Origin of the sequence: Actinopolymorpha pittospori (assembly GCF_014873875.1) — a bacterium.
In the GTDB taxonomy this organism is placed as follows: domain Bacteria; phylum Actinomycetota; class Actinomycetes; order Propionibacteriales; family Actinopolymorphaceae; genus Actinopolymorpha; species Actinopolymorpha pittospori.
On record NZ_JADBEM010000001.1, the window covers coordinates 6,186,289 to 6,198,470 of the forward strand.

At 66.9% G+C, this 12,182-nt stretch carries 11 protein-coding genes; 5 read left to right on the forward strand and 6 right to left on the reverse strand.

What is annotated here, in order from left to right:
• Positions 1-51 precede the first annotated feature (51 nt).
• From HEB94_RS28915 to HEB94_RS28940, 6 genes are all read right to left on the reverse strand, one after another.
• The gene (locus tag HEB94_RS28915; RefSeq protein ID WP_192752804.1) at positions 52-1,140 is read right to left on the reverse strand and encodes a mandelate racemase/muconate lactonizing enzyme family protein; all 1,089 of its coding nucleotides are present in this window, start codon (positions 1,138-1,140) and stop codon (positions 52-54) included.
• On the reverse strand, positions 1,137-1,922 hold the full coding sequence (locus HEB94_RS28920; RefSeq protein ID WP_192752805.1) for an IclR family transcriptional regulator: 786 nt from the start codon (positions 1,920-1,922) through the stop codon (positions 1,137-1,139). The genes HEB94_RS28915 and HEB94_RS28920 overlap by 4 nt, the downstream gene beginning before the upstream one ends.
• 51 nt (positions 1,923-1,973) lie before the next feature.
• A complete protein-coding gene (locus HEB94_RS28925; protein WP_192752806.1) occupies positions 1,974-2,840 on the reverse strand; it encodes a carbohydrate ABC transporter permease in 867 nt (288 codons plus the stop codon).
• On the reverse strand, positions 2,840-3,811 hold the full coding sequence (locus tag HEB94_RS28930; protein ID WP_192752807.1) for a carbohydrate ABC transporter permease: 972 nt from the start codon (positions 3,809-3,811) through the stop codon (positions 2,840-2,842). The genes HEB94_RS28925 and HEB94_RS28930 overlap by 1 nt, the downstream gene beginning before the upstream one ends.
• Positions 3,808-5,163 (reverse strand): ABC transporter substrate-binding protein, encoded by a 1,356-nt coding sequence (locus HEB94_RS28935; protein ID WP_192752808.1) that lies wholly within the window; start codon positions 5,161-5,163, stop codon positions 3,808-3,810. Before HEB94_RS28935 ends, HEB94_RS28930 begins: the two co-directional genes overlap by 4 nt.
• A 245-nt stretch (positions 5,164-5,408) precedes the next feature.
• A complete protein-coding gene (locus HEB94_RS28940) occupies positions 5,409-6,926 on the reverse strand; it encodes a GMC family oxidoreductase (protein WP_192752809.1) in 1,518 nt (505 codons plus the stop codon).
• A gap of 91 nt (positions 6,927-7,017) precedes the next feature.
• Here HEB94_RS28940 and HEB94_RS28945 point away from each other — a divergent pair, with 91 nt between their 5' ends.
• The 5 genes from HEB94_RS28945 to HEB94_RS28965 all read left to right on the forward strand — a co-directional run bounded on the left by HEB94_RS28945 (position 7,018) and on the right by HEB94_RS28965 (position 12,151).
• On the forward strand, positions 7,018-7,773 hold the full coding sequence (locus HEB94_RS28945; RefSeq protein WP_192752810.1) for a TetR family transcriptional regulator: 756 nt from the start codon (positions 7,018-7,020) through the stop codon (positions 7,771-7,773).
• Positions 7,774-7,891: 118 nt separating this feature from the next.
• Positions 7,892-9,820 carry a M14 family metallopeptidase gene (locus HEB94_RS28950; protein WP_238361662.1) on the forward strand — a complete coding sequence of 643 codons (1,929 nt, stop codon included), beginning with the start codon at positions 7,892-7,894 and terminating at the stop codon, positions 9,818-9,820.
• A gap of 237 nt (positions 9,821-10,057) precedes the next feature.
• Positions 10,058-11,179 carry a GAF domain-containing sensor histidine kinase gene (locus HEB94_RS28955; protein ID WP_192752811.1) on the forward strand — a complete coding sequence of 374 codons (1,122 nt, stop codon included), beginning with the start codon at positions 10,058-10,060 and terminating at the stop codon, positions 11,177-11,179.
• Positions 11,179-11,526, forward strand: coding sequence for a DoxX family protein (locus HEB94_RS28960; protein ID WP_192752812.1), 348 nt, complete (start codon positions 11,179-11,181; stop codon positions 11,524-11,526). The genes HEB94_RS28955 and HEB94_RS28960 overlap by 1 nt, the downstream gene beginning before the upstream one ends.
• A gap of 211 nt (positions 11,527-11,737) precedes the next feature.
• Entirely contained in the window at positions 11,738-12,151 is a 414-nt protein-coding gene (locus HEB94_RS28965) for a four-helix bundle copper-binding protein (RefSeq protein WP_192752813.1), read from the forward strand.
• Positions 12,152-12,182: the final 31 nt, after the last annotated feature.

Genomic DNA, 12,182 nt, shown 5'->3' on the forward strand with positions numbered 1-12,182 from the left:
TCGACGCGTGTCCAGGCTGGGGTGCGTCCCGGCCGGCGGGTGCCCTGAACTTCAGGAGGCGGTGAGGGGTATGCCGAAGCCGGGCAGATCGGGCACGATGAGCTGGCCGTCCTCAACAAGCCGATATCCGCTTGTGTCAGCCCCCTGGGTCTGACCCGGCACGCCTTCAACTGTGTTCACGTTGCCGAGGCCGGCGGCCAACTGGGCGGCGTACAAGGTCTTGACAGGGACACCCCAGGCGTGTGGCGATGCAGCGACCCCGAGGTCCTCCAGGCGCGGCATCATGGACCGCCAGGCGGTGAAGCCGTACGACACGATGTCCAGGAGCACCACGTCGACAACGCCCGCCTTGGCGAACTCGAGGAGCTGGTCGACGTCGGGGTTCGTCTCGCCCTCGGCGATGAGTGTCGGCGATCCCGCCTGCTGCAATGCCTTCCGAAGTCTCCCGAGGTCGTCGAGGTCGTCGAGGAATGGTTCTTCCACCCAGTAGATGTCGCAGTCTGCGACAGCGTTGAGATAGCGCAGGAAGCCGTCGCAGTCGTAACCGTCGTTGGCATCGACCAGGATGCGCGCGTGTGGGTACGCCGCGCGGACGGCCCGGGTCACCTCGATGTCACGGGCGTCCCCGGCGGCCCGGTCCAGCCATCGGTTGCCGCGACCGATCTTGAGCTTGAACGCCCGGAAGCCGAGCGCATGGTCGGCGGCACAGTTCGCCAGCGGTGCGGCGATGCCCGCGGGCGACTCCTCGGGGTCGAGGTCGTCGAAGTAGATCGCGCCGTCGTACACCGGCAACGACGTCTTGCCGCGGCTGCCGAGCATGTGATGTACCGGCAGTTGCAGCAGGTGTCCGGCCAGGTCATGGAGCGCGAAGTCGAGGCCGAGCATCCTCGGGTCGAGGACGCCGACAGCCGGGTCGAACAACTCCTCCACCGCATGCCCGATCACCTGCTCCTCGGGCGGCAGCGTGCCTGCCACCAGGCCCCACCCGATGCGACCGGAATCGGTGTGCAGGATGACGATCTGACTCTCGGGCCCGGCGCCGTGACTGCCCAGGCGGGCGTTGCGGCCGACGGTGCGTGGGTACCGAGACCGAAGGTTGGAACGTTCGACTCGGGTGATTCGAGCGGACAGCGGGCTCATCGGGCTTCTTCCTGGAGGTCGGGTGCGCCGAGCTGACGTGACAGCTCGCGGGCGGCGTTTCGGACGAGACCGGCGATCGACGTCTCGTGGGCACGGATTCGGGCAGCTGGCCCGCCGACGCTGAGCGCTGCCACCGGCTTCCTGTCGTGGCCTACGACAGGTGCGGCGAGACAGCGCACGTCGGGTTCGCGCTCGCTGTCGTCGATGGCGAACCCGCGCAGCCGGCTCCGCTCCACCTCCGCAAGCAACGCCTGCGGGGTGGTCAGAGTAGTCGGCGTGTAGTGGATCAACTCCAGCCGAGAGACGATCTCGCGTCGCTCCGGCTCGGCGAGCGCGGACAGGTACGCCTTCCCCAGACCGGTGCAGTGGATCGGGGCCCGGGATCCGAGCTTGGAGCTCATCTTCACCGCCTGCGTACCGATCTCCTGCAAGACGTACACCATCTCGTCGTTGTCCATCACCGCCAGGAACGCTGTCTCCGCGGTGTCATGGACGAGTCTTCGAAGCTGCGGGGGTGCGATGGCGAACAGGTCCGTCTGTGCAAGAGCCTGCAGGCCGACCCGGACCGCGGCGACACCGAGTCGCACGCCAGTGCCGTCGGCTCGCTCGGTGACGAACCCGTGCTCACGAAGCTGACCGACGATTCGGTAGGTCGCGCTACGACTGAGGTCGAGGCCGTCAGCCAGTTGCTGCATGCTGACTTCGCCATGGGCGGCGACGTACTCGATGATCGCCAGGCCGCGCGACAGGGTGCCGGGGGCGGAAGTGCTTCGCTCGGTCATGGCAGCCATGGTGACGGATCGGTGCCGTCGACGAGTGGACAACGGCGGCTCTCATCCCTTCAGACCCGAGCGCGCGACGCCAGCGATGACATAGCGCTGGGCGAGCGCGAACACCACCAGTACGGGGACACTCGCGAGGACGGCGCCAGCCATCACGACCGGATAGTCGGTGCCGTAGGCCCCGCGTAGGGTGGCAAGGCCGGCGGGTAGCGTCAGATGTTCTGGGTTGAAGAGCACATACAACGGCCAGAGAAAGTCGTTCCAGCTGCCGAGGAAGCTCAGTACCGCCAGGGTGGCCAGCGGAGCTTTCGACAACGGCACCATCACGCGCCAGAAGATCTGCCAGCGGTTCGCCCCGTCGATCAGGGCGGCCTCCTCCAGTTCGTGCGGGATCGACAGAAAGAATTGGCGCAGGAAAAACACCCCGAACGCGCTCGCCGCGCCAGGGACGATGAGCGCGAGACTGTTGTCGAGCCAGCCGAAGGAGTCCACGATCAGGTAGTTCGGCATCAGGAACACGAACCCCGGGACGAAGAGCGTGGCCACGATCAGTGCGAAGATGACCGACTTGCCGCGGAACCGCATCCGGGCCAACGCGTACGCCGACATCGAAGCCGTAACCAGCACGAGCAGGGTGTGACCGACCGCGACCAGCACACTGTTCATGAGCCATCGCAGCACCGGTGCCTGCGCATCCGCGAAGAGCGAGGTGTAACCCTCGATCGAGAAGTCCGTGGGGATCCACCGTGGGGGGACCGTGGTCGCGTCGCCGGCGGTCTTGAAGGAGGTCGAGACCATCCACACCAACGGCGCGAGGAAGATGATGGTGAGGACGAACAGCAGCAGATAGAAGACCAGGACGGAGGCGAGCCGCTGCCACCTCGTGGTCGGGGTCGCTTGGTCGAACGTGGTCGCCATCAACTGTCCTCGCGTTGCCGGAAGAAGAGGAAGTTCAACGCACTGATACCGATCAGGACCAGCGCCAGGATGTAACTCATTGCGGCCGCGCTACCCATCCGGAACTGCTCCAGGCCGACTTGGGCGATGTACATGATCGCCGTCTTGGTCTCGGTGCCCGGCGCGCCTGATGTGAGCAGGTAGGCCTGCCCAAAGACATTGGCGGACGCGAGAATCGTCATCGTCAGAACGAAGAGCAGAACCGGCCGCAGGCTGGGCAGGGTGACATGCCAGAACTCCGACCAGCGCCCGGCACCATCCATCTTCGCCGCGTCGTACAGCGAGACGTCGACTCCTTGGAGACCAGCGAGATAGACGACCGCGTTGAAGCCAAGCGTCCACCACACCGTGACGCCCACGAGCGAGATCCACACCCACGGCAGGCTGGTCAGCCACGGCACCGCCTGGTCGATCCCGAGTAGTGACAAGTAGTGGTTGACCAGCCCGAGGTTTGTCGACAGCAGGAACTGCCACACCAGTCCGATCACGCCGACACCGAGCACGTAGGGCGCGAAGAAGACGGCACGGAAGAAGGTCCGCCCTCGAAACGGCCGGTTGAGCAACAGTGCCAGGCCGAGCGGGATCGATACCAGGAACGGCACCGAGAAGACGACGAACTTGCCGGTCGCCAGCATGCTGGCCCAGAACGACGATGCGGTCAGGTCGTTCCGGTGGAACAGTTGCGTGTAGTTGCCAAGCCCTACCCACGGATGCCGGGGAAGGAAGAAGTCCCAGTTGTGCAGGCTGATCCAAACCCCATACAGCGCTGGTGCGAGGACGAAGACGCCGAAGATGAGGAGGAACGGAGCCATGAACAGGTACGGCGTGGCCGCCCGCAGAATCCGCCGAGCGGTGGGTTCGGTCTCGGGAGTCGAATGACTCGAGCTGATCGGTGACGCTACACCGGACCTGGCGACGTTCTCGACGGTCATGCCTTTCCCTCGTACTTGAGCCGGTTCTCGGCCAGCAGAGCGTTCGCCTGTTCGGCGGCCAGGTCGAGGGCCTGCGCCGGGGTGGACCGGAGCTGAAGGGCCTGGCTGACTGCCTGGTACAGCACGTTTGTCTGCACCTCGGCGATACCGGGGACCAGCGGGTAGAAGTGGATGTCGGGGATACCAGCGGCGACACTTGCCTGGGCGGTGAGCTTCTTGAAGCGGGCGCTCGCCTGCACGTCGAGTCGTGCCGGCACCGGTCCGGCCTCGGCCCAGCCGATCGAGTTGTCACTGAGCCACCGGATGAAGGTCGCCGCGGCGGCGAGCCGGTTGGCATCGAAGTGGCGCTGTCGCATGATGACCAGCTGGTGTGAGCCGGAGAACGCCGCGGCGTGTGTAGCGATCCGGGGTAGCGGGACGACGCCCCAGTCGAGCGTCTTCACCGTGTTGAGATCATTGATCAGGGCGCCCGGACCACCCCACAGGAAGGCGTTCTGCCCATTCTTGAACGCGACGTTGGCGTCGCCCCCAGCCACGCTCGCCGGGCTGTGTCCGGCACGGATCCGGTCCACCTGCCACTGCAGCGCCGCGACCCCCTCGTCGGAGTTGAACAAGGCGCGATCGCCGTCCGGCGTGTAGTGAGTTCCGCCGTTCTGCCACAGGAGAGAGTCGAAGCTCCGTCCCGAACTCTGGTCCACCGATCCGAGCCAGTGGCCGGCGATGCCCTTCTCGTGCAGGGCTTCCAGAGCCGCGAGGTAGTCGTCGGCATCGCGTGGGGGACTGTCCGGATCGAGCCCTGCGGACTCCAGGACCGTTCGGTTGAAGAAGAGACTGTCCGGCCAGACGTCCAGCGGAATGGAATACCTTCGCCCCTTGAAGACACCGGACTTCCACACCACGTCGTTGTAATCGGTCTCGGTCAGCCCGACCTCGGCCGCCAGGTCGTCGAGCGGCACGATGACCTGTCGTGCGGCGTTCGTGGCCACCTGGAAGTTCTGCATCAGCCCGAAGTCAGGGGCCAGTCCGCTGACCACCGCGGCCGGGAACTTCTGGTAGAACGTCGCCCACGGAAGTGCGTACATCTGGATCTGGATGTTTGGGTGCTGCTCGCTGAACTGGCTGATCAGCTTCCGCATGAAGGGGCCGTCGCCGCCCGTCAAACCGTTCCAGAACCTCAGTTCCACAACTGGTCCGTCGTACTTCGCCGTGATCCGTGGCAGCGAAACCGCGCTGACGTCCGTCGCCGACCGGCCGCATCCGTTCATCGCGAAGGCGCCGGCAGCGGTCGTCGCCAGCGCTGCCGCGCCGCGTATGAAGCCACGCCGGGTGGTCCGCACGGTGCGGACGACCATCGCAACCTCCTCCTGTCCCATTCACTGGGATAAGCATTCCGATGAGCAGGACCTTATGGGCCGACCTCGGGCGTCACAAGGTGCTCGTCGGCTTCTGATCCCGCGCGTGGCGAAGCGGTTCGAGTGGCGGTGTTGGCTGGATGCGCTTCTAGAGCAGCCGGAACGCCCAAGGAGACGCGCTGCCTGGCGGACGTGTCTGGGAGGACAAGGTGACCGAACCTGGCCGACAGAGCCGCCGGCGTCGCCTATGCGGCCGCGAGGATTCCCGCCGCGCGTTCGGCGATGGCGTAGACGGTGGCGTTGGTGTTGGCGGAGACGATGGACGGCATGACCGAGGCGTCGGCGACTCGGAGTCCGCTGATGCCGCGCACGCGAAGCTCGGTGTCGACGACGGCGTGCTCGTCGCCACCGATCCGGCAGGTCCCGACGGGATGCATGTAGGACGCGAGGGTGCTGCGCACGTACGCCCGCAGCCCGCTGTCGTCCTCGACGTCGCTCCCCGGCGCCAGCTCCCCGTCGCGCCATGGGGCGATGGCGCCCGCCTGGCCGATCTCGCGAGCGAGGCGCAGGCCGGTGACCAAGGCGGTGAGGTCCCGCTCGTCCCCGACGTAGTTCGGGTCCACCACCGGGAGCGCACCTGGTTCGGGACTGGCCAGCCGGACTGTGCCGCGGCTGTGCGGGCGCATCAGGCCAACCCCGATGGTGTATCCCTCGGGCAGGTCGTCGGAGGGCACGAAGCTCGTGGCGTCGACGAAGATCAGCTGGAGGTCCGGGCCGTCGAGGTCGGGCCGGCTGCGCACCAGGCCAAGCGCCTCTCCGTGGTTGTTCGTTCCTGGGGGGATGGATCGCGCCGCGCGGTAGGCGAGGTTGGCGACAGGGTGGTCCTGCAGGTTCGACCCGACGCCGGGAACATCCGCGGCGACCTCGATCCCGAGCTCATGCAGGTGCGAGGCCGGACCGATGCCGGAGAGCATCAGCAGATGCGGTGAGCCGATGCTGCCCGCGGTCAACACCACCTCACCCGAACAGCCGGCGACGACCAGGCACTCTCCGACGCTGTACTCGACCCCTGTGCAGCGTCCGCGCGTGAGGAGGACACGGTGGACGAGCGCGTCGGTGACGACGTCCAGGTTGGAGCGGGCCCGGACCGGAGTGAGATAGGCGTCGGCGGCACTCTGCCTGCGTCCGTCGACGATGTTCAGGTCGGTCCAGCCGAACCCTTCCTCGTCACCACCACTGATGTCGGTGGCGCGATGGTGACCGGCCTCCGTCGCGGCCTGGAGGAGCGTGGCCGGAACAGGGTGGGGAGGACTCGCGGGGGTCACGGTGACGGGGCCGTCGACACCTCGCAGGTCGGAGACGCGCCCGACGGCGTTCTCGCTGCGCCTGAAGAAGGGGAGGAGGTCGGCGTAGCCCCATCCCGTCGCGCCCGCGGCCGGCCAGGCGTCGTAGCTGGAACGGTGTCCCCGGACGAACACCATGCCGTTGATGGCGGACCCCCCGCCCAGGGTGCGACCGCGCGGCAGCAGCTGCGCCGTTCCGGTACCGACCTGAGTGGTGGTGGTGTCGCCCCGACTCGCGGTGGTCTGGATCAGGCTGGGCCAGTTCGGCGGTTCGGCCGCCGCTGGTGGCGGTTGGGCGCTTCCGGCCTCCAGCAGAAGTACGCGAACAGTGTCGTTCTCGGACAGACGGGCGGCGATCACGCTGCCGGCTGTTCCGCCGCCCACCACGATGAAGTCGTAGCTCTGTGTCATCCGCTGCATGGTCAACTCCCTCTCTGTTATCGCTGTTATCAGTTTCACCGTAACGCTGTCTCGTTATCGATGCTAGCCCCCAGGTGTTATCGTCGATTCGGTGAAGGACGGGACGACGAAGACGCCGACGGGAAGCACGCGGGAGCGCCTGCTGCGCGCCGGACTCGACCTGCTGGCCCGAAAGGGGCGGGAGGCGCTGTCGACGCGTGCGGTCAGCGCGGCGGCGGGAGTGCAGGCGCCGACGATCTACCGGCTGTTCGGTGACAAGGACGGGTTGCTCGACGCTGTCGCGAGCTACGGCTACCGGGACTATCTCGACCGGAAGCAGGCGCTCGGCGAGACCGATGATCCAGTCGAGGATCTGCGCCGGGCGTGGGACCTCAACATCGAGTTCGGGCTGTCGATGCCGGCGCTGTACGTCATGATGTTCGGCGAAGCGCGCAAGGTGGAGGGCTCAGTCGCCAGGCAGGAGGCGTTGGTGTCCTTGCGCGGTCGGATCGCCCGGGTGGCGAGTGTCGGCCGGTTGCGGATGAGCGTGGATCGCGCGACCCAGCTCTTCCACGCGACCGCGAGCGGCTTCGTTCTCTCCCAGATCACGGTTCCGCCCGACGAGCGCGACCTCGGCCTGTCGGTCTTCTTCCGAGAGCACATGCTTCGCGCGATCACGACCGATGAGGGAGACGCGTCGGCGGCCGGGGAGTCCGGCATCACGAGTCGGGCCGTGGCGCTGCGTGAGGCACTGCGTGAGGGCGGGACGCCCGTCTTCACGGCCGCCGAGACCGCCCTGCTGTCGGAATGGCTCGACCGCCTGGTCGACGCGACCGAGAGCGGCGGGGATCCTTCGACGGCCAGCTGAGGAAGTCCAAGCGTTCGATTTGTCCGGAAACTGCCACGCCGTCACCTGATATGTGTACGAAGCGGAGTTGAGAGCCTACGTTGAGTGCGAATCCGACCCATCAGGAGGTGCACGGGCGTTGGCTTCCCTCTTCGCTAAACGGCTCACCACGACAGGCGTCCTGGCGCTCGCCCTCGGGCTGGTAGCGCTCGCCGCCCAGGCAGCCCCACTCAAGTCCGGGAATGCTGAACCACAGCAGAAGATCGCGGCAAGCTCACCGCAAGCTCCGGGTCCCTTCCCGAGCCCTTATCCCGAAGGCGACACCTACACGGTGCCGGGCGACCGCGACGGACCGAGCGAGTTCCCGGTCGTCCACTACGACGAGCTCCAGGCCAAGGTGCCTGGAGAGATGGACTTCGAGCATTTCCACAGCTCCAACGAGATCAACTGGTGGCTCACGAAGTGGGCCTACGACCACCCGGAGATCGCCGAGCTCTACGAAGTGGGCAAGAGCTTCGGTGGTGTGCCGATCTACCAGTTGACACTCACCAACAAGGCGACCGGCAAGGACACGGACAAGCCGGCGGCCTTCTTCGAAGGTGGTCGGCACTCCGGTGAGATCACCAGCACCGAAAGCGTTCTGTGGCTCGCGTGGAACCTGGTCGAGAACTACGGCGACGATGCGAAGATCACCAAGTTGCTCGACGAGAAGGCCATCTACCTCAAGCCGTTGAACAACCCGGACGGTAGTGACATGTATCGCTGGACGGCCCAGACCAACCGTAGTTCGGTCCGGCCCCACGATTCCGACGGTGACGGCAAGCTCGACGACGACCCGCCGCTGGACCTCAACGGCGACGGCTACGTGACCCAGATGCGCAAGTACATCGGGGCCGGCAAGGGCACCCACGTCGTCGACGACCGTGACCCGGCCGGACGCGTGATGCGCAGCGTCGGTCAAGGAAACGGCGACTATCTTGTCTACACCGAGGGCATCGACCACGACGGCGACGGCCGCATCGGCGAGGACGGGATCGGTGGCCTCGACCTGCACCGCAACTACCCGTACAACTGGCGTCCCGAGGCTTCGGCGGAGCTCACCGGACGCGGCAACACCCAGGGTGGTGCCGGCGAGTACCCGCTGTCTGAGCCGGAGACCCGGCACGTGTTCACCTTCCTCACCTCACACCCGAACGTCAGTGTCGTGAACTCGATGGACACCGCGGTGCCGATGCACCTGCGTGGCCCGTCCACGTGCGACGAGAAGGAGTGCATGTTCCCCGCCGACCTGCGGATCTTCGAACACTTCGACAAGGTCGGTCAGTCGTTCACCGACTACCCGTGGGCGGGAGACGTCTACAACGACTACGCCACGAGGTTCGGGGGAGAGCCGGAAGCCCTGTACGGACATGGACCTGACTTCGGTTACTTCCAGTTCGGTGCGGTGTGGTACGGCGACGAACTGTGGAACGGCGGTCGCTTCACCGACTACAACGAGGACGGCCGTTACGACGACTGGGAACGCTCGCGCTGGTGCGCCGAGAACGATCGGACCGACTGCTTCCTGGACTGGACGGCGTACGACCACGAGAAGCTCGGTGCGGTCGAGATCGGTGGCTTCGATCCGAAGTTCTGGAACCAGAACGCTCCGGCGGAGCTGCTGGAGGAGTGGGCCGCCAACCAGGCGAAGTTCAACCTGGGCATGGCGTTCGAGCTTCCTCGCGTCGAGATCTCCGGGGTGAAGGTTCGGCCCCTGCCCAGTGGGCAGAGCGACGGAGCCACCCACGAGGTCGCTGTCAGCGTTCGTAACACGGCTCGGATCCCGACCGCTCTCGAGCAGGCCAAGCGGGTCAAGATCGTCCAGCCGGACACCGTGTCGGTGGAGCTTCCCGGCACGGTCGGACAGACGGTGGGAGACGAGCCGGAGTTCTGGCTCAAAGGACGGGACCGGCTCACGGCGACGGTACGGGTGAAGATCGCCGAGGGCGCGTCGCCGGGGATGGTGACCGTTCGCGCCGCAAGCACGCGAGGCGGAGTGGTCGAGCGCGAGGTGCGCTGGCCCGGTTGATCCGCGCGCCCGCCCGGGTCACCGGGTAGGTAGCACCGGGGACTCCAGCGGACCCGACGACGGCGGGGCCAGCCTGTTCGACGACAGGCAGGCTCCGCCGTCGCCGTGTCGCGATCAAGGGATGTCACACACCCCTCCGCTGTTTCGTCGTGTGGTGGGGGTGTGCCGTGGCAACCCGGCCTTGCCTCGCCGAGGCAGGCGGGTCGGGTGCTGCCCAGGTTGTGCTGGAGGATCTGCTTGTCTCACCAGGAGCGCCGCGAGCAGTGGCTGGGAGCGGCGCTGAAGATGAGCCAGCTGCTCCTCGGCGACGTCGACCCTCAGGAAGCATTGCGGATCGTCATCGCCGAGTTGCGGACTGTCTCGGGCGCCGAAGGTGCGGCGATCGTCCTGGCCGATTCGACCTACCCGGAGGGGAGAGGCGTCTTCGCGGCCGTCGAAGGCCTCGGACTGGAGCCGTTGCGTGGGACGACCGTCCCCCTGCAGGGCCTGGCCGCCAGCGTCCTCAGCTCAGGAAGGGCCATCGTCAGCGCGGACATGACGTTCGAGGACGATCCCGCTCCCGCGGTGGCCGAGGGGCAGGCCAGCCTCGGCCTTGGTATGTACATCCCCCTCGTCGCGGCCGGTGACGTCCTTGGCCTGCTCGTCGCCGGATGGCGGCGTGGCTCCGTCCACGAACGCATTGCCGCCGCCGAGACCGACCTGGTGGAGATGTTCGCCGACCATGCGGCGCTCGCCGTCCGTCAGGCCCACGCCCGCAGGCGGATCTGGGCAGACCGGGAGAGGATCGCCGACGGACTGCGCGAGCAGGCGATCGGTCGCATCTTCGCACTCGGTACCCGCCTGCACAGCGTCCTGGGACGAGCCGATCGAGAGCATGGCGACGTACGGCGGAAGTTGTACGACGCGGTCGGCGAACTCGACGGGACCAACCGACAGATCCGGTCCGCCGTCTTCGCACTGGATCCGGCCTGGTCGTCGGGGCAGAAGGTCCTGACCGACCGGCTCCTGGACGAGATCGACGCCGCTCGAGGCGTTCTCGGCTTCACACCTCGCCTGGCGATCCGCGGCATCCTCGACAACGCGCTCCCGCCGCACCTGGAGGACGGGCTGCTCCGAGGTGTGCGCGAGGCCCTCACCAACGCCGCGAGCCGCACCGGGCTGAGCGAGGTGGAGGTCGAGGTCGGGGTCACCCAGGACGAACTCGTCCTGACCGTCATCGACGACGGCCGCCCCGCCGATCGGTCGGCGACTTCCACGGAAGCTCCGCCGGAAAACCGGTCGTCCATGCGTGTCACACTCCCGCTTCGGCCGGGGTCGACTGTGTGTACGTCGATCCCAACCGATGAGGAGCTCCGCTGATGTCCACCGCATACACCGTCGTCACGATCCTGGCCGCCGTCTGGGTGGGGTACTCCGCCGTCGCTGTCTTCCTGCACGCCACGTGGGTGGTGCAGGGACTCAGCGACTACGGAGTGCCGCGCTCGTGGTGGCCCTGGCTCGCTACGGCGAAGGCAGCCGGAGCGGTCGGTCTCCTGGTCGGCCTGCTCGTCCCGCCCATCGGAGTCCTGGCCGGGATCGGGCTGGTCCTCTACTTCGTGGGTGCCGTCGTCACCGTCGTCCGGGCACGCTCGTACTCACACATCCCCTTCCCGCTGCTGTACCTCGCGCCGGTGGTCGCCGCCCTGGCGCTCGGGCTCGCCGTGTGAGACCGCAGTTACCGCACGACGGATGTGTGGTCTGGAGCGACGGGACGTTCGACGCCTGGACCCGCGGTGGGCATCGCGCACCAAGATCCCGCGTGTGGATCGAGCCTTCCGGGTAGACGCCTACCGACAGCGCCGTCTGGCGAACCTGTGGCGTGATCGTGGGTGGTCACGCCAAGAGACAAGTGGTGGTGGATCAACGATGGTGAAATCCATGACGCAGGTTGGCGAGATGCTGCGGTCGTACCCAGCCGATCTGGGCAGGGTGGACCGCGACGTGCTGGCCCGATGCATCGAGGAGTGCCTCTCCTGCGCGCAGGCGTGCACCGCATGCGCGGACGCCTGCATGTCAGAAGCGGACGAGGAGATGCCGATGCTGCGCAAGTGCATGCGTTCGTGCATGGACTGCGCTGACGTGTGCGACATGATGGTCCGGATGCTGTCCCGACACACGGAGTACGACGCCAACATCACCCGGGCCATGTTGGACGCGTGCGCGACAATGTGCCGTTCCTGCGCCGACGAGTGCGAGCGTCACGCACAACGCCACGCCCACTGCCGCATCTGCGCCGAGGCGTGCCGGCGGTGCGAGCAGGCGTGCAAGGACCTGATGAGGGCGCTCGGCTGAGCGGCCGGCTCACGCCGTGGCGGTGCGAGGC

Excerpts from the sequence above, each read along its gene's own strand:
- HEB94_RS28915 (WP_192752804.1), bottom strand. The coding sequence starts at position 1,140 with ATGAGCCCGCTGTCCGCTCGAATCACCCGAGTCGAACGTTCCAACCTT.
- HEB94_RS28920 (WP_192752805.1), bottom strand. The coding sequence starts at position 1,922 with ATGACCGAGCGAAGCACTTCCGCCCCCGGCACCCTGTCGCGCGGCCTG.
- HEB94_RS28925 (WP_192752806.1), bottom strand. The coding sequence starts at position 2,840 with ATGGCGACCACGTTCGACCAAGCGACCCCGACCACGAGGTGGCAGCGG.
- HEB94_RS28930 (WP_192752807.1), bottom strand. The coding sequence starts at position 3,811 with ATGACCGTCGAGAACGTCGCCAGGTCCGGTGTAGCGTCACCGATCAGC.
- HEB94_RS28935 (WP_192752808.1), bottom strand. The coding sequence starts at position 5,163 with ATGGTCGTCCGCACCGTGCGGACCACCCGGCGTGGCTTCATACGCGGC.
- HEB94_RS28940 (WP_192752809.1), bottom strand. The coding sequence starts at position 6,926 with ATGCAGCGGATGACACAGAGCTACGACTTCATCGTGGTGGGCGGCGGA.
- HEB94_RS28960 (WP_192752812.1), top strand. The coding sequence starts at position 11,179 with ATGTCCACCGCATACACCGTCGTCACGATCCTGGCCGCCGTCTGGGTG.
- HEB94_RS28965 (WP_192752813.1), top strand. The coding sequence starts at position 11,738 with ATGACGCAGGTTGGCGAGATGCTGCGGTCGTACCCAGCCGATCTGGGC.